General features: G+C 72.2%; 21 protein-coding genes. 5 read left to right on the top strand and 16 right to left on the bottom strand.

The genetic code is table 11. The features are described from left to right. Nucleotides 1–31: 31 nt before the first annotated feature. The 11 genes from AB0H57_RS10745 to clpB all read right to left on the bottom strand — a co-directional run bounded on the left by AB0H57_RS10745 (nucleotide 32) and on the right by clpB (nucleotide 10,901). Nucleotides 32–1,006, bottom strand: coding sequence for a hypothetical protein (locus tag AB0H57_RS10745; protein WP_357504902.1), 975 nt, complete (start codon nucleotides 1,004–1,006; stop codon nucleotides 32–34). Nucleotides 1,007–1,100: 94 nt separating this feature from the next. Continuing rightward, nucleotides 1,101–2,153 carry a hypothetical protein gene (locus AB0H57_RS10740; RefSeq protein WP_357504900.1) on the bottom strand — a complete coding sequence of 351 codons (1,053 nt, stop codon included), beginning with the start codon at nucleotides 2,151–2,153 and terminating at the stop codon, nucleotides 1,101–1,103. Nucleotides 2,154–2,162: 9 nt separating this feature from the next. Next, nucleotides 2,163–3,725, bottom strand: a complete 1,563-nt coding sequence (locus AB0H57_RS10735) for a polyamine aminopropyltransferase (RefSeq protein WP_357504898.1) — start codon at nucleotides 3,723–3,725, stop codon at nucleotides 2,163–2,165. Further along, nucleotides 3,722–4,582 carry a hypothetical protein gene (locus AB0H57_RS10730; RefSeq protein WP_357504896.1) on the bottom strand — a complete coding sequence of 287 codons (861 nt, stop codon included), beginning with the start codon at nucleotides 4,580–4,582 and terminating at the stop codon, nucleotides 3,722–3,724. The genes AB0H57_RS10735 and AB0H57_RS10730 overlap by 4 nt, the downstream gene beginning before the upstream one ends. Further along, nucleotides 4,582–5,004, bottom strand: coding sequence for a DUF350 domain-containing protein (locus AB0H57_RS10725; RefSeq protein ID WP_357504894.1), 423 nt, complete (start codon nucleotides 5,002–5,004; stop codon nucleotides 4,582–4,584). Before AB0H57_RS10725 ends, AB0H57_RS10730 begins: the two co-directional genes overlap by 1 nt. A 30-nt stretch (nucleotides 5,005–5,034) precedes the next feature. Beyond that, nucleotides 5,035–5,460, bottom strand: coding sequence for a DUF4247 domain-containing protein (locus AB0H57_RS10720; RefSeq protein WP_357504892.1), 426 nt, complete (start codon nucleotides 5,458–5,460; stop codon nucleotides 5,035–5,037). After that, entirely contained in the window at nucleotides 5,457–5,948 is a 492-nt protein-coding gene (locus AB0H57_RS10715; RefSeq protein WP_357504890.1) for a DUF2617 family protein, read from the bottom strand. The genes AB0H57_RS10720 and AB0H57_RS10715 overlap by 4 nt, the downstream gene beginning before the upstream one ends. A gap of 2 nt (nucleotides 5,949–5,950) precedes the next feature. Then, nucleotides 5,951–6,580, bottom strand: a complete 630-nt coding sequence (locus tag AB0H57_RS10710; RefSeq protein WP_357504888.1) for a DUF4178 domain-containing protein — start codon at nucleotides 6,578–6,580, stop codon at nucleotides 5,951–5,953. Nucleotides 6,581–6,827: 247 nt separating this feature from the next. After that, nucleotides 6,828–7,781 (bottom strand): hypothetical protein, encoded by a 954-nt coding sequence (locus AB0H57_RS10705; protein WP_357504886.1) that lies wholly within the window; start codon nucleotides 7,779–7,781, stop codon nucleotides 6,828–6,830. 58 nt (nucleotides 7,782–7,839) lie between these two features. Next, complete coding sequence (locus AB0H57_RS10700; RefSeq protein WP_357504884.1) at nucleotides 7,840–8,217, bottom strand: hypothetical protein; 378 nt, start codon at nucleotides 8,215–8,217, stop codon at nucleotides 7,840–7,842. A gap of 98 nt (nucleotides 8,218–8,315) precedes the next feature. Continuing rightward, entirely contained in the window at nucleotides 8,316–10,901 is a 2,586-nt protein-coding gene (clpB, locus tag AB0H57_RS10695; RefSeq protein ID WP_357504882.1) for an ATP-dependent chaperone ClpB, read from the bottom strand. Between the two features lie 517 nt (nucleotides 10,902–11,418). Here clpB and AB0H57_RS10690 point away from each other — a divergent pair. The 5 genes from AB0H57_RS10690 (at nucleotide 11,419) to AB0H57_RS10670 (ending at nucleotide 16,246) form a co-directional block, all read left to right on the top strand. Beyond that, nucleotides 11,419–12,558: a ThiF family adenylyltransferase gene (locus AB0H57_RS10690; RefSeq protein ID WP_357504880.1), complete on the top strand. Its 1,140-nt coding sequence runs from the start codon at nucleotides 11,419–11,421 to the stop codon at nucleotides 12,556–12,558. After that, nucleotides 12,551–13,888 carry a hypothetical protein gene (locus tag AB0H57_RS10685; protein ID WP_357504878.1) on the top strand — a complete coding sequence of 446 codons (1,338 nt, stop codon included), beginning with the start codon at nucleotides 12,551–12,553 and terminating at the stop codon, nucleotides 13,886–13,888. Before AB0H57_RS10690 ends, AB0H57_RS10685 begins: the two co-directional genes overlap by 8 nt. A 67-nt stretch (nucleotides 13,889–13,955) precedes the next feature. After that, a complete protein-coding gene (locus AB0H57_RS10680; RefSeq protein ID WP_357504876.1) occupies nucleotides 13,956–14,453 on the top strand; it encodes a TrkA C-terminal domain-containing protein in 498 nt (165 codons plus the stop codon). A 4-nt stretch (nucleotides 14,454–14,457) separates the two neighbouring features. Further along, nucleotides 14,458–15,666, top strand: a complete 1,209-nt coding sequence (locus AB0H57_RS10675) for a cation:proton antiporter (protein ID WP_357504874.1) — start codon at nucleotides 14,458–14,460, stop codon at nucleotides 15,664–15,666. A gap of 148 nt (nucleotides 15,667–15,814) precedes the next feature. Then, a complete protein-coding gene (locus tag AB0H57_RS10670; RefSeq protein WP_357504872.1) occupies nucleotides 15,815–16,246 on the top strand; it encodes a hypothetical protein in 432 nt (143 codons plus the stop codon). A 64-nt stretch (nucleotides 16,247–16,310) separates the two neighbouring features. Here the strand turns inward: AB0H57_RS10670 and AB0H57_RS10665 are convergent, their stop codons facing one another. The 5 genes from AB0H57_RS10665 to dnaK all read right to left on the bottom strand — a co-directional run bounded on the left by AB0H57_RS10665 (nucleotide 16,311) and on the right by dnaK (nucleotide 21,261). Next, nucleotides 16,311–16,520, bottom strand: a complete 210-nt coding sequence (locus AB0H57_RS10665) for a hypothetical protein (RefSeq protein ID WP_357504870.1) — start codon at nucleotides 16,518–16,520, stop codon at nucleotides 16,311–16,313. Between the two features lie 345 nt (nucleotides 16,521–16,865). Beyond that, a complete protein-coding gene (locus AB0H57_RS10660; protein WP_357504868.1) occupies nucleotides 16,866–17,300 on the bottom strand; it encodes a MerR family transcriptional regulator in 435 nt (144 codons plus the stop codon). Nucleotides 17,301–17,328: 28 nt separating this feature from the next. After that, entirely contained in the window at nucleotides 17,329–18,522 is a 1,194-nt protein-coding gene (gene dnaJ, locus AB0H57_RS10655; RefSeq protein WP_357504866.1) for a molecular chaperone DnaJ, read from the bottom strand. Between the two features lie 79 nt (nucleotides 18,523–18,601). After that, on the bottom strand, nucleotides 18,602–19,345 hold the full coding sequence (gene grpE / locus AB0H57_RS10650; protein ID WP_357504864.1) for a nucleotide exchange factor GrpE: 744 nt from the start codon (nucleotides 19,343–19,345) through the stop codon (nucleotides 18,602–18,604). Between the two features lie 47 nt (nucleotides 19,346–19,392). After that, nucleotides 19,393–21,261 carry a molecular chaperone DnaK gene (gene dnaK, locus AB0H57_RS10645; protein WP_357504862.1) on the bottom strand — a complete coding sequence of 623 codons (1,869 nt, stop codon included), beginning with the start codon at nucleotides 21,259–21,261 and terminating at the stop codon, nucleotides 19,393–19,395. Between the last annotated feature and the right edge of the window lie 72 nt (nucleotides 21,262–21,333).

The raw sequence follows: 21,333 nt of genomic DNA, 5'->3' as shown, positions 1-21,333 counted from the left end.
AGGGATCGTCGGCGTCGCTGTTATCCGCGGGTCAACTTCCGCTGGGCCGGTTCGGGTCGTCGGTCGGCGGCTGTCCCGGGCCGGGCTGGTCCGCCGGCGGGCCGGAGGACGGCGGGACCGGCGGCTGCCACTGCTCGTGGCCCTGGGGCTGGCCCGGGTGACCGGGCTGCGGGTAGCCGGGCTGTGGGTAGCCGGGTTCGCCCTGCGGGTAGCCGGGCTGACCCTGCCCCGGGTACGGCGGCTGCCCTGGGTACGGCGCCTGGCCGGGGGCCGGCGGGTAGCCGGGCTGGCCGGACTGCGGGTAGCCGGGCTGGCCGGACTGCGGGTAGCCGGGCTGGCCGGAAGCCGGCGGGTAGCCGGGCTGGCCGGACTGCGGGTAACCCGGCGTCGACGGATACCCGGGGTAGCCCGGCGTCGGCGGCTCCCAGGCCTGCTGCGGCTTGCGGAAGAACTCGTTGGCCTGCGGCAGGGCCAGCAGGATCAGCGCGCCCACCAGGCAGAGCAGGGCGAGCACGCCGAGCAGGGTGGTGACCGGGGTGAGCCAGGAGGGCAACGCCTCGTCGAGCCGGCGCTGGACCTCCTCCGGGCTGGGCTGGCTGCCGTTGTTCGTGTTGCCGGAGTTGACGAACCCGCCGCTCGCGGAACTGAGCAGGCCGCCGCCGGTGCAGCAGATCATGATGCCGCCGAGCACCCAGGTGGTGATCCGGGCGCCGTTGCGGCCGCGGTTGTTGAGCACCGCCAGCACGACCAGTCCGATCGCCAGCAACAGCACCAGCACGGCGCCGCCCACGCTGGCGGCGAAGGCGATGGTGCCGACCGCCTCCGCGCCCTCCTGCGTGGTGCCGGAGTAGACGTCCTCCAGCGCGTCGCGGACCTTGCCTGCGGTGGCGAGGGTGATGATCAGATTGATCAGCTGGATGGCGGCCACCGCCATCAGCAGGTAACTGGAAATCGTCACGACGGACGGCCGCACCCGGGCCGGTGGTGTGCTTGGGGATTCGACCACGATTCTCCTTCCCTAGATCGCGCCCACACCGTATCGACAAGGGGCCACGGGAGCACGACAGCAGGTCGGGACCCGCCGGGCCGGGTGGGTGGTTTCAGCGCGGTTCGGCCGGGAGTTCGCGGCTCAGCCGGCGGTGCTCGGCGGTCACCACGCCGAGCAGGAACAGGTCCACCGCCAGGTTGACGACCGCGCCGAACTGGTTGACGGTGAAGTTGAAGACCTGCCCGAACAGCAGGTCGACCAGGAGGGCCAGCTTGAACAGCCGGAACGCGCCGACGCGGTCCCGGCGCAGCCGCACCGCGCCGCGCACGCTGAGCACCGCGGTGATCAGCGCGGCGGTCAGGACTCCGATCACCGCGCCCCATTCGCGTTCCCGGTCCAGCTCGCCGGTGGCCACGTCCAGCACCACCGCGACGACCGTCACCACCGGCTCGACCAGCAGATAGACCACCACCGGCCAGACCAGCCAGCGGCGCTCGGTCAGCCAGACGACCAACCGGCCGAACCGGTCGGCCCAGCGCCGCCAGAACCGCACCGGTGGCGGCTCCCGCCGGGGCACCGCGTCGAGCAGCTGCACCATCGCCGCCTCGACGGTCGGGCCGGCCCCCTGCACGAGGCGGAGCACGGCGATCCGCCGCCGGTCGGTGAGCCCGCCCGGCACGCCGGACAGGGTCAGGTCGAGCGCGTTGGCGATCCGCTCGTCGGGGGTCAGCCGGGTCCGCCCGCGGACCGCCTGGGTGAGCACCACGAGCAGGGCGAACGCCGCGTAGATTATGCCGGCGGCGGGGGCGTAGAAGTAGTCGGTCCGGGCGGTGACGAACTTGCCCACCTCGTCGATGAAGAGGCCGAAGCCGATCCCGCCGACGATCGCCCCGGCGGTGCGCGGCCCGCCGCCGAGGAAGACCAGCGCGATCCCCAGCCCGACGGCCATCAGCAGCCCGCCCCAGAGCACGTGCGCGATGTGCAGCCCGCCACCGCCGAGCTGCGGCCAGCCGGCGGCCTGCAGGTACGCCCGGACGGCCAGCACGGTGACCACCCCGGAGAGCACGAACGCCTGGAGGTACGCGGCCCCGTCGACCACCCGGGTCGGGACCCGCCGGCGCAGCCACCCGGGCTCCGGGCGGGGCGGCCGGCGGGACGGGAACATGCCCGAACCCTAGTAGCCGCGCCACTCGGCGCGCGCGTACTCCAGCACCCTCGGCCGCAGCAGCGTCGAGGCGGGTACGTCGATCCGGGCCCGGTCGGCGGGGAAGGTGGCCGCCGCGGCCAGCACGTCCGGGGTGAGGAAGCGCAGCCGGGGCGCGTCGTCGGGCAGCGCCAGCGCGGGCGGGGCGGGCCCGGGCGCGGCGAGCAGGAAACCCCAGTCGCCGAAGCTCGGCACATCCACGTGGTACGGGGTGGTGCCGAACCCGGCCTCGCGGACCGAGCGCTCGATCGACCAGTACGACCGGGGCGCGAAGTACGGCGACCCGGACTGCACCACCAGCCGGCCGCCGGGGGCGAGCACCGAGCGGGCCAGCCCGTAGAACTCGACCGTGTAGAGCTTGGCGGTGGCCGTCTCGTCCGGGTCGGGCAGGTCGGCCACCACCACGTCGAAGCGTTCCGCCGCGGTACGCAGCCAGCCGAACGCGTCCAGGTTGAGCACCCGCACCCGGGGGTCGGCGAACGAGTCCCCGTTGAGCGCCCGCAGCTGCGGCACGCTGCGGGCCAGCCGCACCACCGCCGGGTCGAGGTCGACCACCGTCACCCGGCGCACGTCCGGGTACTTCAGGATCTCCCGCACCGCCAGCCCGTCGCCCGCGCCGAGCACCAGCACCTCGCCGTGCGGCCCGCGCATCGCCGGGTGCACCAGCGCCTCGTGGTAGCGGTACTCGTCGACGGAGCTGAACTGGAGGTCGCCGTTGAGGAACAGCCGCAGGTCGGTCTGCGCGTGGCCGACCTCGCGCACCGAACGGGTCAGCACGATCTCCTGGTAGCGGCTGCGCTCGGCGTGCACCACCGGGTCGCGGTAGAGCTGCTGCCGGGCGGTCACCTCGAAGTCGGCCGCGGTGATCCAGGCGTACCCGAGGCCGAGGGCGACCACGACGGCGCCGGCGCCCAGCGCGACGCTTGACCGGCGGCTCAGCTCCCGCCGGAACACCGTGCAGACCAGCGCGAGCCCGGCCACCGCGTTCACTGCGCCCACCACCAGCGCGCCCTTGAGCTGGCCGAAGACCGGGATCAGCAGGAACGGGAAGGCCAGCCCGCCGAGCAGCGCGCCGACGTAGTCGGCGGCGAACAGGTCGGCCACCGCGCTGCCGGCGGACTGCTCCCGGATGCGTTGCAGCAGCACCATCAGCAGCGGGATCTCCGCGCCGATCAGCAGGCCGAGCACGAACGCCGTGCCGACCAGCGCCGGCCCGTAGAGGTCCAGCCAGGCGAACGCGGCGTACAGGCCGAGCACGGAGAGCCCGCCGAGCAGGGCCAGCAGCAGCTCGATCGCGGCGAACGCCGCAGCCGCGCGGCCCTGCAACGGCTTGGCGGCGAGCGCGCCGACGCCCATCGCGAAGACCATCACGCCGAGCACGATCGACGCCTGGCCGACCGTGTCGCCGATCAGGTAGCTGCCCAGGGCGACCAGCGCCAGCTCGTACACCAGACCGCAGGCCGCGCAGACGAAGACCGCGAGCAGCACCGCGGCCCGGGCCAGCCGCCACCGCGGCGGCGCATCGGTGGTCACGCCGGTCCCCGGGTACGCGGCCCCGCCGTCCCCGCCCCGGCGCGCTGCCCGGGTGCGGCCCCCCGAAGCTTGCGACCACTCCGGCTCGGCGCGTCTGGCGCCGCGCCCCGACCCGGAGCAGTCGTCCGGCGGCGCTGCACCACCCCGACGGTGAGCAGCAGCGCGGTGACCAGCAGCAGGCCGAACGCGGCGAGCAGCCAGCCCCAGCGGTCCCGGAGGAAGTCGTTGCCGGCGGCGGGCAGCGGCGGTGCGCTGGCGGCGGCGCTCGGCGTCGGGGCCGGGTCGGCCAGCCCCGCCTCGGCGGCCAGCAGCGGCAGCATCACCGCGGCCCGGGTGACCGCCCAGCCCGGGTCGTCGACGAAGACGTCCTCGGTCAGCCCGAGCCGCTCCAGGCCCTGCCGGACGCCGGACAGGCTCGCGGCGGAGACGTCCGGCGAACCGGTGACCCGGACGGCGGCGGAGTCCTCGCTCTCGCTGCTCGCCGAGGTGTAGTGGATCTGCGCCTCGACCTGCAGCCAGCGCGGGCAGGTCGGGTTCTGTGCCACCGCCACCCCGGCGCCGAGGTTGGAGCCGACGTCGACCGGTTCGACGCCGTAGCCCTCGCCCAGCCGCCAGCCGTAGCAGATGCCCTGGCTGTCGGCGGCGCGGACGAGCAGCGGCACGGTCCCGGCGCGCTCGTCGGCGGCGGGCGCCGGCACGGCGGTGTCGGAGTCGCTGCCGAAGAGCGAGCCGAGGGTGCAGGCGGCCACCGCGCCGAGCAGGCCGACCCAGAGCAGCGCCTGCTTCCAGACCGGCGTCTTGTTCGCCGGTTTACTCGCCCCGGTTCTCGCCGAACTCGACCGCTTCGCCGCGGTCATCAGCTGATCGCGGCGGCGATGATCGCGCCGGTGGCCAGGTGGACGACCGCCGAGATCCAGACCGCCGGGTGCGGCTCCGGGTCGACCAGCAACTCGCCCAGCCGGCCCGGGGTCGCCGCGTCCAGCAGCACGAACGCCCCCGCCATGATCAGCAGCCCGAGCAGGCCGTACGCGGCGGAACCGACCAGGCCGAGGACGAAGTCGTCCGCGCTGGCGACGATCGCGGCCACCACGATGATCCCGACGCCCGCCAGGTTCGAGGCGAGCAGCAGCGCCGCGTTGCGGTTGCGCCGCACCCAGATCAGCTCGTGGAGCCGGCCGGGGGTGGCCACGTCGACCAGGACGTAGCCGACGGCCATCAGGACGACGCCGACCACGCCGTAGGCGAGCGTAACCAGCAGATCGGTGACGAGATGCTGCACAGGAGGCTCCAGGATGAGGGGTTCGGAGGGCTACTTGCCGACGCCGGGGCCGCCGCCCCGGACGGTGCTGCCCCTGCCCCAGCCCCAGTGGCCGCCCACGGTGGAGTGGTAGCGGGGGTACGCGGTCCGCATGCTTTCGAGCAGGATCAGCGAGCCGGCGGCGATCGGCAGGATGACCACGGAGTCGTCGTCGTAGCGCAGGTAGACGCCGCTGCCGTCGACGTACTGGTCGGCCGGCTGCCAGGCATCGGTCACCTGCTTCGCCACCTGGCTCGGCGACTGGTCCGAGGTGTACGCGACCGCGTCACCGCCGATGTCCCGCGCGGCGGCCCGGGCGTAGTGGTCCTGCACGTAGCCGCGGGGCGAGAAGTTGCCGTAGAAGATCGCGAAGGCGGCGACCAGCGCGCCGACGACGGCGAACGCCACCCCCACCACGAACCAGCGCCGGTAACTCATGAGGTCACCACCGTTTCCGTCACCACCAGTTCGTTGGTTCGCGGGTACGCGTGCCAGGTGCGCCACGCCACCCGGCCGGCGGGCGGGTCGGGGCGCACGGCCAGCGCGGTCACCGCGTCCGGATCGCCGGGGAAGAGCCCGACCAGGGCGTACGGGTCGTCGGCCAGTTCGGCGCGGAGGGCGGCGACCCGGGTACGCAGCCCGTCGCCGGCCGGCCGGAGCACCGTCGCGGTGAACCGGTAACCGGCCGTCTCGTCGTGCAGCGTCTCGGGCAGCGCGGGCCGCCGGCCGGGCAGGCAGGCCACGGTCTCCGTCAGGTCGCCGTAGACGACCTGGTGGGAGGCGCCCAGCAGGCGCAGCCGCAGGCGTGCGCCGTCGGGCAGCGCCACCTCGCGGACGTGCAACGCCGGTCGTTCCGGACCGCCGAGGGCCAGGCTCAGCTCGGCGGCGCTGGTGTCGACGTACGGGACGTCGAGGCTGACCAGCACCCTCACTTCACCTCGCCGGCACCGGCCTGCGGATAGATCATCACCTCGGGGCGGTGCACCTGCTCGCCCCGGCCCACCTCCCAGCCCGCCTCCCCGTACGCCTCGAAGGCGAGCCGGGCGCCGCCCTGCGCCCGGTAGTCGTGGTAGCGGACCGTGCCGCTCGGGTCGAGGCCGGTGGTGCCGGTCGCCGAGTAGCGGGCCTGGCCGGACTCCTCCCAGGCGTACCGGCGGCCGTCGAAGTCGATGGTGGGGGCGCCCGGCGCGATGGTGGCGCCCGGCTCGGCGGTCCACAGCACCAGTTCCAGGTCCGGGTCCTCCTCGACGGAGAGCCACCGCTTCGCGCCGCCGGCGTCGTCCAGCAGGTGCTCGGCCCAGCTCCACGCCCCCTCGACCAGGTGGATCGAGCCGCGCACCGCGTACGACACGCCGCGGATCTCCACGATGTCGCCGGGCTTGAGCCGGCGCGGGTCCCCGCGCAGCGCGTCGGCGTCGGTGTCCCGGAACGGGTCACCGGGCGCCTTCGGGCGGGTACCGGACCGGCCCTTGCGCAGCGCGACGACGGCGATCACCACTCCCGCCACCCCGACCAGGCACCCCAGCGCCGTCACCAGGTACGCCAACCCACCATCCATCGCGCCGCCCCTCCCCAGTTGCGTCGGCGCAGACGGTAACAACCGCGCGCACCTGCGGACACTCGGCCGACTACTGAGTGACCGAACAGTGACCCGGCACCCACCCCCAGGTGGCCCCGGCGGCTGCCGACCGGCCCGGGGACGCCGGACACCGACCAGCCCGGCGGCGGGGCACGGACCTGGCCGGCGGCGGCCGGACGACGGTCGGCTCTGGTGAGCGGGATGACCGCCGTCCGGTCGCCGGGGGTCAGTTGTACTGGTTCTCCCCGGTCGCGGGCGGGTCGGCGCGTGGGGGGCCGTCGCCCGGAGCCGGCGGCGCCTGCGGGGCGATGTCGTGGCCGGCCCCGGTGGCCGGCAGGCCCGGACCCGCCGGGAACGGCGTCGTGCCACCGGCCGCCGGCCAGCCACCCGGACCGGCCGCCGGAGCCGTCGTCCCGCCGCCCTCCGGACCGGCCGCCGGCCAGCCACCCCAACCGGGGTGCGGCGGGACCCCGTGCGCCCGGGGATCGGGGCAGATCATGTAGCCGGGCGGCAGCATGAAGCCCGCCGGTCCCGGGTGGCCGGCGAGGCCGGGTCCGGCCGCCGGTGCCGGCACGAACCAGCGGCGGGCGGTCGACGAGGCCAGCAGCACCACCACCGCGACGGTGAGGGCGAAAGCGATCAGCAGCACCACGGCGGCGGCCGGGGCGGCGACGTCCGAGGCCAGGGGCTGGTCGTCGCGGTAGAGCGTGTCCAAGAACTTCGACCCACCCGAGTCGGCGTACCCGTCCGGTTCGGACAGTTCCTCCGGATCGCCGGCCAAGATGGCGAACGGGATCAGCAGGCCGCTACCGCAGACCGGCCCGACCACGACCAGCGCCTGGATGCCGGCGATGACGAAGGCCCCGATCCGCGCTGCGTTGCTGCCAAGGCCGACCCCGATGGCGGTGATCAGGATGGCGATCGCCAGGAGGACCAGCGGCACCCCCAACACGAGCGACATGACGACGTTGCCGGCGCGCTCGTCGGCCACGTCGGCCGGGTCGGCGTCGGGCACCATCCCGGCCACCCGGTCGATGTGGGCGTTCCAGTCGACGGCCTGCCACACCAGCAGGCCGAGCAGCAGGAGCAGGAGGGCCACCAGGGCGATCTGCAACCAGAACGCGACGGTGACGGCGGTGGGACGGGGTGGCCGTACCGGCGCCTCGGCGGGGGTCGTCATGCCGGGAAAGGTACGGCCTGGCGGCCACCCTGCGCAGTCCCCGGTCCGCCCGGGCGGATCAGCCGGCGGCGAGGCGTTCGGCGGCGTACTCGCCGAGGGTGGCCTTGTCCATCAGGCAGCCATTGAAGGTGGTGAACTCGCCCCGGTCGTCGCGCAGCCGCGTCCACGCCTCCCGGCCGGCGGCCGGGTCGACCCGTTCGAGCAGCGTCGCCGCGTACGCCCGGCCGGCCGGCGAGCCGTGCTTGAGCAGCCAGCGGACCTTCTTGCCGGCCGCCTCCGGATGCTCGGCCAGCGCCGCCTCGACGCGCTGGTACGCCTCGGTCACCGGCAGCACCTGCCCGGCGAAACCCACCCCGCCGAACGCCAGCGTGTCGGCGTCGGCCAGTTCCCGCACGGCCGCTTCGAGTTCCCGGTCCTTTCCGCCCATCCCCAACATGCCCTCATCCTTCCCCGCCGGCCGCACCCTCACCCCTCCGGAGGTGTCAGGAGGGGCCCCCGCCTATACAAGATGCGTTAAGCGGGGGCCCCGCCTTTTCACTTGACGGTGAGGGTGTCCTTGGTGTCGGCGAGGTCGACCTGCACGGTGTCGCCGTCGCGGACCTGCCCGGCCAGCAGCGCCTTGGCGAGCTGGTCGCCGATGGCGGACTGCACCAGCCGGCGCAGCGGCCGGGCCCCGTAGATCGGGTCGTAGCCGTGCTCGGCCAGCCACTTTCGGGCCGGTTCGGTGATCTCCAGGCCAAGCCGGCGGTCGGCCAGCCGGCGGCGCAACCGCATCAGCTGGATGTCCACGATGGCCCGCAGGTCGCCACCCTGGAGGGCGGCGAAGACCACGATGTCGTCGAGGCGGTTGAGGAACTCCGGCTTGAAGTGCGACCGGACCACCGCGAGGACGCCCTCGCGACGCTGCTCCTCGGCCAGCGTCAGGTCGCTGATCACCGACGACCCGAGGTTGGAGGTGAGGATCAGGATCGCGTTGCGGAAGTCCACCGTGCGGCCCTGGCCGTCGGTGAGCCGGCCGTCGTCGAGCACCTGGAGCAGGAGGTCGAAGACGTCCGGGTGGGCCTTCTCCACCTCGTCCAGCAGGATCACCGAGTACGGCCGGCGGCGCACCGCCTCGGTGAGCTGGCCGCCCTCCTCGTAGCCGACGTAGCCGGGCGGGGCACCGACCAGGCGGGCGACGGAGTGCTTCTCGCCGTACTCGCTCATGTCGATGCGGACCATGGCCCGCTCGTCGTCGAAGAGGAACTCGGCGAGCGCCTTGGCCAGCTCGGTCTTGCCGACACCGGTCGGGCCGAGGAAGAGGAAGCTGCCGGTCGGGCGGTCCGGGTCGGCGACGCCGGCCCGGGCGCGGCGGACCGCGTCGGAGACCGCGCCGACCGCCTCGGCCTGGCCGACCACCCGAGCGCCCAGCGACTCCTCCATCCGGAGCAGTTTGGCGGTCTCGCCCTCCAGCAGCCGGCCGGCGGGGATGCCGGTCCAGGAGGCGACCACGGCGGCGATGTCGTCCGCGCCGACCTCCTCCTTGAGCATCGCGCCGTCGGCCTGGAGCCGGGCCAGCTCCTCCTCGGCCCGGGTCAGCTCGTTCTTCAGCGCGGGGATCCGGCCGTACCGCAGCTCGGCGGCGCGCTCCAGCTCACCGTCGCGCTCGGCCCGCTCGGCCTCGCCACCGAGCCGTTCCAGCTCCTCCTTGGCGGTGGAGAGCTTGGTGATGTGGCTCTTCTCCAGTTGCCAGCGCTCGGAGAGCGCGGTGAGCTGCTCGCGCTTGTCGGCCAACTCCTTGCGCAGCCGCTCCAGGCGCTCGGCGGAGGCGGCGTCCGGCTCCTTGGCCAGCGCCATCTCCTCGATTTCGAGCCGGCGCACCGCCCGCTCGATCTCGTCCACCTCGACCGGGCGGGAGTCGATCTCCATCCGGAGCCGGGACGCGGACTCGTCGACCAGGTCGATCGCCTTGTCCGGCAGGAACCGGTCGGTGATGTAGCGGTCGGAGAGGGCGGCGGCGGCGACCAGGGCGGCGTCGGTGATGCGTACGCCGTGGTGCACCTCGTAGCGCTCCTTGAGGCCGCGCAGGATGCCGATGGTGTCCTCGATGGTCGGCTCGCCGACCAGCACCGGCTGGAAGCGACGCTCCAGCGCCGGGTCCTTCTCGATGTGCTCGCGGTACTCGTCCAGCGTGGTGGCGCCGACCATCCGCAGCTCGCCACGGGCCAGCATCGGCTTGAGCATGTTGCCGGCGTCCATCGAGCCCTCGCCCTTGCCGGCGCCGACGACGGTGTGCAGCTCGTCGAGGAAGGTGATGACCTGGCCGTTGGAGTTCTTGATCTCCTCCAGCACGGACTTCAGCCGCTCCTCGAACTGGCCACGGTACTGCGCGCCGGCCACCATCGCGCCGAGGTCCAGCGAGACGAGCTTCTTGTCCCGCAGCGACTCGGGCACGTCGCCGGCCACGATCCGCTGGGCCAGCCCCTCGACGATCGCGGTCTTGCCGACGCCGGGCTCGCCGATCAGCACCGGGTTGTTCTTGGTACGCCGGGACAGCACCTGGATCACCCGGCGGATCTCCGAGTCCCGGCCGATCACCGGGTCGATCTTGCCGTCGCGGGCGCTGGCGGTCAGGTCGACGCCGTACTTGGCGAGTGCCTGGTAGGTCTGCTCCGGGTCGGCGGTGGTGACCCGGCGGTCCCCACCGCGCACGGTCGGGAAGGCGGCGACCAGGTTCTCCTCGGTGGCGCCGGCGTTCTTGAGCGCGACGGAGACCGCACCGCCCACCCGGGCCAGGCCGGCGAGCAGGTGCTCGGTCGAGGTGTACTCGTCGCCCAGCGGCCGGGCGATCTGCTCGGCGGCGCCGATGGCGTTGACGAACTCGCGGGCCAGCGTGGGCTCGGCGATGCTGGAGCCGCGCGCGGCGGGCAGGGCGTCGACCGAGCGCTGGGCGACCCGGCGCAGCTCGGCGGGGTCGGCCCCGACGGCGCGCAGCAGGCCGGCGGCGGTCGAACCCTCGGTGTCGAGCAGGGCGAGCAGCAGGTGCCAGGGCTCCGCGGTGGCGTGGCCGCGCTGGTTCGCCAGCGCGACGGCGCCGGTGATGGTCTCGCGGCTCTTGGTGGTGAGGCGTTCCGTGTTCATGGGCTCCCCCGGATCGGCGTGTCCACTAGGAAGGACACAACCAGAGTTGAGCCTATTCCGCTCAACTCCACTGCTGTGACCTGAGTCACTTCGCGCGGGGTCGATTGCCGTGCCCTACGGCACGGGCCTGTGCCGTGCCGCCGGCCCGCCTAAGATCCGCTTCGATGGAGAACGTCGGCGGTGGCCGGCGGCGCGGGGGCGAAACCATCACCCTTGACTGCGCCACTCCACCATTTTCCATGCGCAGAATTAACCGAAACGCAGCCATTATCAAAGACTCTGCGCGAGGTATTGACATACTGCATTCCGGTGACAAAACTCGATCCCAGGTGCCGGACAAAGTCCGGAATTATTCCACGGGAGGATCGTCATGCAGACGAAGGACACCGAGAAGAAGATGAGCCTGCGCATCCGCAAGCTCGAGAAGATCGAGACGACCGCGGACCGCAAGGACGGCTAACCCGGCTGGTATGGCGCTGTCCGCCCACTCCACCCGAGGGGCGGACAGTGCCTCCTTTTGGCATCGCTTCAATTTACGGGGGACAAGTCGATGCATATGCTCAAACCAAAAATCAAGAGCGTCCACGCTCCGTTCACCCTGCCCGAAAACAGAATAATCATCGGCCTCATGCAATATGGCGTCGCCTCCGAAATCGAGGACGACGAAGACGGCACGGTGGCCCGCCTGCTGACCCTGATGGACGGCTCGCGGACCTTCGACCAGATATATCGGGATCTCACCGAAACTCATTCCGGCCTGGACCCGGAAAGCGTCCAGCAGGTCATCGAACAGCTGATCGACCAGGGATTCGTCGAGGACTGCGCCGCTCCCCTGCCTGACGAACTGTCCCCCCGGGAACTCCACCGCTACGACTCGGCTCGAAACTTCTTCGCCTGGATCGACACGGCGCCCCGGCAGTCGCCATACGAACCGCAGCGCCGGTTGAAGAACGCCAAAGTGGGTCTTCTCGGCCTCGGCGGTACCGGATCTGCCGTGGCGACGGGCCTGGCGGCCAGTGGTGTCGGACGACTGCACTGTGTCGACTTCGACACTGTCGAGGAGGGCAACCTCACCCGGCAGCTGCTGTACACCGAGGCGGACGTGGGCCGCAGCAAGGTGGCCACGGCGGTGGAACGGCTGCGTGCGCTCAACTCGAACGTGCTCGTCACCGGGGAGGAGTGCAAGGTCGGCTCCACCGAGGACGTCGTCCGGCTGATGACCGGATGTGACGTCTTCGTGCTCTGCGCCGACCGGCCGGAGAACCTGATCGAGGAGTGGACCAACGAGGCGGCTCTACAGACCCGTACCCCCTGGTACGTGTCGTTCTACACCGGCCCGATGGCGGTCGTGCGGTCGTTCGTGCCGTACGAGACCGGCTGCTACGTGTGCCTGCGGCGGCAGGAGGGCAAGCGGGACATCAACCGCGACGTGACCTGGTTGACCGAGCGCCGCCCGAACGCGGTGATCGCGGCCAGCGCCAACGTGAGCGGCCACCTGTGTGCCCTCGACGTCATCTACCGCCTCACCGGCATGCCCCAGCAGGCTCGCGGGCGGGCCTTCCACCACAACTTCGCGAACTGGGACCACCACTACTACATCGACGTGCCACGTGACCCTGAGTGTCCGGCGTGCGGTGGGGACGCCGGCGATGACTGAACTGCGAGCGACGACGGGCCCCGCGGCACCTCCCCCGGAGACGGCGGACCCGGGCGCCGCGGCGGTGGGCCTGCACAGTGTCGTCCGCTTCCACGCACTTCGTACGCGCGTTTCCGACGACGATCCCGACGAGGTCGTCGTCGGCCGCCCGGAGGTCGGCGTCTTCATCGAGCTACCCGAACTCGGCCTCGAGGCGATCAACCTGCTGAGTTCGGGGATGCCGGTCGGTGCCGCGGAGGACCTGCTCGCCGACCGGCACGGCGTCCGCATCGACCTCACCGAACTGGTCGAGGACCTCGTCCAGGAGGGGTTCGTCGCCGAAGTTGACCACGTACCGGTGCCGGATCCGCACGAGCCGGTCGCCAATCACCTGCCCTGGCTCCGTTCCCGGCACGTGCAGTGGCTGTACGGGCTCCCCGCGAAGCTCGCCTACGCCGGGCTCGTCGCGGCGACCGTCGCCACCGTGGTGGCCGACCCCGACCGCATTCCCACCTTCCGGGACTTCTACTGGACCGACTACGTGGGGTTGGCCGTCCTGGTCAACACCGTGATGTTCTCGATCGCGGCGACCGCGCACGAGATCAGCCATCTGGTGGCCGCCCGCTCACTGGGCGCCCCGGCCAGGATCGGTTTCGGCACCCGCCTGCACCATCTGGTGCTGCAGACCGACGTGACCGCGATCTGGACCGTGCCCCGACGGTCGCGCTACCGGGTGTATCTCAGCGGGATGCTGCTGGACACCGCGGTGGTCTGCACCACGATCCTGCTCGTGGCCCACGCACAACTGCCGCCGCTGGCGGACGGACTGCTCGGCGCGCTCGCCGTCGTCATGATCGGGTCGATGGCGGGCCAGTTCCGGGTCTACATGCGTACGGACCTGTACTTCGTCCTGCTGGATCTGCTCCGCTGCCGGAATCTGTTCCAGGACGGCCTGACCTACGCGCGGTACCTGCTGCGACGGGTCGGTCACGCGGTGGCGCCGGGCAAGGTCGCCGCCGGGCCGGATCCGTCGCAGGCGTTGCCCGCGCGGGAACGGAAAGCGGTACGTATCTATGCGGTCGCCGTCGTGGCCGGCAGCACCGTCGCCCTCGGCGCCTTCGCGGTGTACGGCCTACCCGTCCTGATGTTCGGAGCCGTGACGGCATTCGGCGCGGTCAGCAGGGGCCTCACCGGCGGAGGTCTTCTCTCCGCGCTCGACGCCGCCGCCATCATCCTGGTCGAGGGCGCGCTCCAGGTTCTCTTCGTCCGGACGTTCCTCCGCAAGCACCGGGGCCGGTGGCGGTGGGCGCGGCGTTCCGGTCGGCCGGCGCCGAGCACGCCATCTGCATGATCCCGGTGCGGGCAGCCGTGCCGTCGGCCGATCGGGTCACCGGCGCACGCAGGGTAACCTCACCGGCGTGCGAGTACGTGTCGAACAGACTGCCCTCCCGGGAATCGGCGTACGTCATGACCTGATGACGGAATCCGGCCGCCGGCTCGGCGTGGTCTCCCACCGCAATGGCCGCCGTGACCTCGTCCTGTACGACCCGGACGATCCCGATTCCTGCCAGCACGACATCCCCCTCACCGACGACGAGGCGGAAGCGCTGGCCGACATCCTCGGCGCGTCCCTGATGCTGGGCCAACTCGCCGGCCTGCGCGACCAGGCGGCGGGTCTGCTCACCGAGCAGATCGTCATCCCGGCCGGCTCGAAGTACGTCGGCCGGCCGCTGGGCGACACCCGGGCACGTACCCGCACCAGCGCCTCGATCGTGGCGGTGCTCCGCCACGGCGAGGTCAACGTGTCGCCGGACCCCACCTTCCGCTTCGCGGCCGGAGACGTGGTGGTCGTGGTCGGCACCCGCCAGGGCCTCGACGGGGTGACCGCGATCCTCGCCGAGACTCCGGACGGCTGAACGTATGCACCAAACCACAATCCTGCTCATCGAGGTCGGCGCGCTCCTGCTGCTGCTCGGCATGCTCGGCCGGCTCAGCCGGCGCTTCGGCCTCTCCCCGATTCCGCTCTACCTGCTCGCCGGGCTCGCCTTCGGCCACGGCGGCCTGCTCCCGCTGGACGCCAGCGAGGAGTTCTTCGCCGTCGGCGCCGAGATCGGCGTGATCCTGCTGCTGGTCATGCTCGGCCTGGAGTACAGCGCCAACGAACTGGTCGGCAACCTGCGCTCGGCCGCCCCGGCCGGCCTGATCGACGCGGTGCTCAACGCGTTGCCCGGTTTCGGCTTCGCGCTGCTGCTCGGCTGGGGCTGGGTGGCGGCGGTGGTGCTCGGCGGCATCACCTGGATCTCCTCCTCCGGGGTGATCGCCAAGGTGCTCGGCGACCTGGGCCGGGTGGGTAACCGGGAGACCCCGGTGATCCTCTCCGTACTGGTCATCGAGGACCTGGCCATGGCGCTCTACCTGCCGCTGGTCACCGCACTGCTGGCCGGCGTCGGCCTGGTCAAGGGTGGCATCGCGCTCGGCGTCGCGGTGCTCACCGTGGTCGTCGTGCTGGTGGTCGCCATCCGGTACGGCCACCTCATCTCGGCGGCGCTGTCGGCGAAGGACCCGGAGGCGCTGCTGCTCGGTGTGTTCGGGCTGACCCTGCTGGTCGCGGGCATCGCGGCCAAGCTCCAGGTCTCCGCCGCGGTCGGCGCGTTCCTGGTCGGCATCGCGCTCTCCGGGCCGGTGGCACACCACGCCACCCAGCTGCTCTCCCCGCTGCGGGACCTCTTCGCGGCGGTCTTCTTCGTCTTCTTCGGCCTGGTCACCGACCCTCGGGACATGCCGCCGGTGCTGCTCCCCGCGCTGGCGCTGGCCGTGATCACCATGGGGACCAAGCTGCTCACCGGTTACCTGGCGGCCCGGCGGGTGGGCATCGCCGAACCGGGCCGCTGGCGGGCGGGCTTCGCGCTGGTGCCGCGCGGTGAGTTCTCCATCGTCATCGCCGGGCTGGCGGTGGCCGCCGGCACGGTGGAGCCGCGGTTGGCCGCGCTGGCCACCGCGTACGTGCTGATCACCGTGGTGAGCGGGCCGGTGCTGGCCCGACTGCCCGACCTCGCCTGGTTCAAGGCCTGGCTGCGGCAGCGGGCGCGGGCCAACCAGCAACCGCAGCCGGTGGGCGTTCGGGACTGAGCACCCCGGGTGGGTCGGCCGTCCGGTCGACCCACCACGGCCGGTCCGGGTCTTCCGTCGCGCCCCGGGGCCGCGCTACCGTGTCGCCCCAGCAGCCAGGCTCTGCGGGTGCCCGGTGCCCCGCGAGCGAAACCGGAAGGTTGGCCCGTTGAACGTGCAGGAGTCGACGTTCCACGGCTTCGCCAACCCCGTCGACCCGTCGCCGGGGGAGTTGCGGGCGTGGGCGTACCGTCCCGATTCGGTGCCGCTGAGTTCGCTGCCGCCGAACTGGGACCTCCTCGTCTCCGGCGCCCACCTGATCCCGACCCTCTTCGAGCTGGCCATGGAACCGGCCTGCCCGGCCCGCCGGTTCGCCCTGCACTGCCTCTACATCTATGCGGCCGACGGCGTCCAGACGAAGTTCCGGGCCCACCCGAAGCGGCACCTCCGGAGGCTGATCGGCCGGGCCGAGCGGTACGGCGACGAACCGATGCGCCTCTGGGCGCACAACAGCCGTACGCTGCTGGACCGGCCCGACCTGTTCGTCTACCGGGACTGGTGCGAGGGCGGCCTGGTCCGGGAGAACCGCCGGCTCCGCTGACTGCGCTCAGATCGGCGTACGGGCCGGGACCCCCCGTGGGTCCCGGCCCGTACTCGGTGGATCGTCAGCGTTCCGATCCACCCTGCTCGCGGCTCTTCACCTCCCGGCGACCCTGGTCGATACCGTGGTCGACCTGGTCGGCGAACCTGCCGTTCGTGATCCGGTCGGTGAAGCGACCCTCGGTGATCCGGTCGAATCTCTCCCGGACGTCCTGGGCCACCTTTTCGAGCTGGTCCTCCGCCTGCTGGGCAACCTTCTTCGCCGATTCCGTCATGGCTCCCCCCGCCATCGGAGTCCGGATTGAGTTGGTTGAACCTGATTTGAGGCTAGTGGCGTCGGCCGAGCCGGCGCAGCAGAACCGGGGATCCGGGGACGCACGCCGGCCTGCGCGGGGTCCGGGCCTGCGCGGGGTCCGGGCCTGCGCGGGGTCCGGGCCTGCGCGGGTCCGGGTCCGGGCGGGGTCCGGGCCCGGGCCGGCGGGCACCTGGAACGCTGTGATACCTCTGAGGTATCAAAATGCCTCAGAGGTATCAGGCTCACCAGCGTCATGCCGCCCGACGGCGCCGGGCGATGCTGCCGGCAGCACCAAGCGGTGCTGCCTGCTCCGCTGGCGAGCGGGTCAGCGTTCGCGGCGGGGGCGCCAGACCACCAGCGCGGTGGAGGTGCGGTTGGTCGGGACCAGGTCGCCGCGCGGGAACCCGCCCAGCGACTCCAGCTCGGCGATCCGCCGGTACGCGGCGTCCAGCTCCGCCTCCAGCCGGGCCACCCGCTGCTGCGCCTGCTCCAGCAGCCGTTCCAGGCCGATGATCCGCTTGACCCCGGCCAGGTTGACCCCTTCGTCCTGGCTGAGTCGCTGCACCTCGCGCAGCAGCACCACGTCCCGGACGCTGTACCGCCGGCCGCCGCCGGATGCCCGGCCGGCCTGCACCAGGCCGAGCCGGTCGTACTGGCGCAGGGTCTGCGGGTGCATCCCCGCCATCCGCGCCGCGACCGAGATCATCAGCACCTTGGCCTCGTAGGCAGGGTCATCCGAACCGGCGTACTCGCTCGACATCCCGCTCACCTCCGCACCTGTCCCTGGGTCAACCGACTCGACGCACTCGCGCATCGAGATGTTCCCGGGCGGCCGGCGGGGTCTGCTCGGCGAACGTCTCCAGCGCCGCCCGCGCCTCGTCCGACAGCTTCGCGGGCACCACGACATCCAGGGTGACCAACAGGTCGCCCGCCTGTCCATCGCGGCGGACGACTCCCTTGCCCCGGGCCCGCAGCACCCGGCCCGCCGGGGTGCCGGGCGGCACCCGCAGGGTCACCGCGCCGTCCAGGGTCGGCACCCGCAGGTCGGTGCCGAGCACCGCCTCCGCGTACGTGATCGGCACGGTCAGGGTCAGGTCGTCCCCGGTACGCCCGAACAACTCGTCCGGGCGGACCTTCACATGCACGAACAGGTCACCGGCCGGCCCGCCCCGCTCGCCCGGCTCGCCCCGCCCGGCCAACCGGATCCGCTGGCCGTCGGCCACGCCGGCGGGGAAGCGGACGTTGAGGGTACGAGTCTTGGTGACCCCGCCGGTGCCGTGGCACTCCGGGCACTTCTCCTCGACGATCGTGCCCACGCCCTGGCAGTTGCGGCACGGCTCGGAGAAGCTGAACGAGCCCTGGTTGCGGTTGGTCACCCCGGCTCCGTGGCAGACCGGGCAGGTCACCGGCGCGGTGCCGGGCTTCGCCCCGTTCCCCCCGCAGGTGTCGCAGACTCCGGGGGCGCGCAGCGTCAGCGGGAGGGTGACCCCGCGTACCGCGTCGCCGAAGTCGAGCGCGACCTCGGCCTCCACGTCCCGCCCCCGGGCCGGGCCACGCGGGCGGGTGGGGGCACCCGGGCCGGCACCGCCACCGGTGAACAGCGAGCTGAACAGGTCGGTGAAGCCGCCCCCGCCGCCGAAGCGGGCGTCGCCACCGCCGGCCGCCCCGCCGAACAGGTCGGAGACGTCGAACGGCATCCCGCCCGGCTGACCGCCGGCGCGGGCGTTGCGCCGGAACGCGCCCGAGCCGAACAGCGAGCGCATCTCGTCGTACTCGCGGCGCTTCTTGTCGTCGCCGAGCACCGCGTACGCCTCGGAGACGGCCTTGAACCGCTCCTCGGCCTTCGGGTCACTCGGGTTGTGGTCCGGGTGCGACTCCCGGGCCAGCTTCCGGTACGCCTTCTTGATCTCGTCCGAGGAGGCGGACTTCTCCACGCCCAGCACGGCGTAGAAGTCCTTCTCGATCCAGTCCTTGGAACTCACCGGTCCACCCCCTTCCGAGTGACGTGCCCCGGCCGCCCCGGCCACCGACGGGCCGGGACGACCAGGACACGGTCGTGCACTATTCCGGATCGGCCACCGCGACCAGCGCTGGTCGCAGCAGCCGCTCGCCGAGCAGGTAGCCCCGGCGCATGATCTGTACGCAGGTCGGCTCGGTCACGTCGGCCGAGGTCTGGTGCGCCACCGCCTCGTGCCGGGTCGGGTCGAACGGGTCGCCCTGCTCGCCGAACGGGGTGAGCCCGAACTTGCCGAGCGCGGTGACGAGCTGCTCCGCCACCGAACCGAACGGCCCGACCAGGTCGCCGTGTTCCCGGGCCCGGTCCAGGTCGTCCAGGATCGGCAGCAGCGCGGCGAGCACGGAGCCGGTCGCCTGCTCGGTGACCACGCCCCGGTCCCGGTCCACCCGCTTGCGGTAGTTGGCGTACTCCGCCGACACCCGCTGCACGTCCCGGGTCCGCTCGTCCAGCTCGGCCCGGAGCGCCTCCAGCTCCGCCCCGAGCGGGGCGGTGGCCGGGCGGGTCTCCTCGCTCGGCGTGGCCGGGGCGTCGACCACCGGCGGGCCGGAGACCGAGGCGTCGTCCTCGATCTCGTCGACCACGACCTCGCCCTCCTCGACCAGCCCCTCGGCCGGCGCGTCCGACCCGGCGTCGGCCGCGGCGGGCTTCTCCTCGGCCTTGCCGATCTTGCGGTTGTTGCGGATGACGACCCGCGGTTCCTCGCCGGAGGACTTCTTCCCGGCGCTCGCGGAGCCACCCGGCGCCGACCCGGTGGTCTCCGGGTCGGCGGCTCGTGGCTTCTCCGTCATGCGGTTACCTCATCCCTCTGCCGTGGTCGGGTGTTCAGGACGCGATGTCACTTCTTGTCCTTGTCCTCGTCCACGATCTCCGCGTCGACCACGTCGTCGGCCCCGCCGGCCTGCGGGCCACCGGTCGCCCCGGCGGCGCCGGCGCCCGGCCCGGCCGCGCCCGGCTCACCCTGCTCGGCCTGCTGCTGCGAGTAGAGCAGCGAACCGGCCTGCTGGGAGACCTGCGCCAGCCGCTCGTGCGCGGCCTTGATCTTCTCGATGTCCTGGCCGCCGAGGGCGCTCCGCAGCTCACCGAGGGCCTCGTTGAGCTGGTCGCGGTTCTCGCCGGGCAGCTTGTCGCCGCTCTCGGCGAGGAACTTCTCGGTCTGCCACTGGAGCGCCTCGGCCAGGTTGCGGGTCTCCGCCTCCTCGCGCCGACGCTTGTCCTCCTCGGCGTGCTCCTCGGCGTCCCGGCGCATCCGCTCGATGTCGTCCTTCGGCAGCGACGAGCCGCCGGTGATCGTCATCTTCTGCTCCTTGCCGGTGCCCAGGTCCTTGGCGTGCACGTTCACGATGCCGTTGGCGTCGATGTCGAACGTCACCTCGATCTGGGGCACACCGCGCGGCGCCGGCGGGAGGCCGGTCAGCTCGAAGGTGCCGAGCTTCTTGTTGTAGGCCGCGATCTCCCGCTCGCCCTGGAACACCTGGATCAGCACCGACGGCTGGTTGTCGTCGGCCGTGGTGAAGACCTCGGAGCGCTTGGTCGGGATGGTGGTGTTGCGCTCGATCAGCTTGGTGAAGATGCCACCCTTGGTCTCGATGCCCAGGCTCAGCGGGGTCACGTCGAGCAGCAGGACGTCCTTGACCTCACCCTTGAGCACACCGGCCTGCAGGGCGGCGCCGACGGCGACGACCTCGTCCGGGTTGACGCCCTTGTTCGGCTCCTTGCCGGTGAGCTGCTTGACCAGCTCGGTGACGGCCGGCATCCGGGTCGAGCCGCCGACCAGGATCACGTGCTCGACGTCGGAAACCTTGATCCCCGCGTCCTTGACGGCCTGCTCGAACGGGCCCTTGCAGCGGTCCAGCAGGTCCTGCGTCATCCGCTGGAACTCGGCCCGGCTCAGGGTCACGTCCAGGTGCAGCGGCCCGGCGGCGCCGGCCGTGATGTACGGCAGGTTGATGTTGGTGGTGGTAGCCGCGGACAGCTCGATCTTGGCCTTCTCGGCCGCCTCGCGGAGCCGCTGGAGGGCCATCTTGTCCTGGGCCAGGTCGATGCCGTGCTCGCCCCGGAAGGTCTTCACCAGGTGGTCGATGATCCGCTGGTCCCAGTCGTCGCCGCCGAGCTGGTTGTCACCGCTGGTCGACTTGACCTCGACGACGCCCTCGGCCAGCTCCAGCAGCGACACGTCGAAGGTGCCGCCGCCCAGGTCGAAGACCAGGACGGTCTGCTCCTTGGAACCCTTGTCCAGCCCGTACGCCAGGGCGGCCGCGGTCGGCTCGTTGACGATCCGCAGCACGTTGAAGCCGGCGATCTCACCGGCCTCCTTGGTGGCCTGGCGCTGGCCGTCGTTGAAGTACGCGGGGACGGTGATCACCGCGTCGGTGATCTGCTCGCCCAGGTACGCCTCGGCGTCCCGCTTGAGCTTCATCAGCGTGCGCGCCGAGATCTCCTGCGGGGTGTACTTCTTGCCGTCGATGTCGACGGACCAGTTGGTGCCGATCTCCCGCTTGACCGACCGGATGGTCCGGTCCGGGTTGGTCACCGCCTGGCGCTTGGCGACCTCACCGACGAGCACCTCGCCGTTGCGGGCGAACGCGACGATCGACGGGGTCGTCCGCGAGCCCTCAGCGTTGGCGATGACGGTGGGCTCACCGCCCTCGAGAACGCTGACGCAGGAGTTCGTCGTGCCGAGGTCGATACCGACCGCACGTGCCATCTTCGCTTCCTCGCTTCGTAACGGTGGGCAGGTCGGAGGGCCTGCCCGGCGGGCCGCCCGCAGCGACCACAC

The organism is Micromonospora sp. NPDC050686 (assembly GCF_040654475.1).
Classification (GTDB): domain Bacteria; phylum Actinomycetota; class Actinomycetes; order Mycobacteriales; family Micromonosporaceae; genus Micromonospora.
This window is presented reverse-complemented; position numbering and strand designations above follow the sequence as displayed.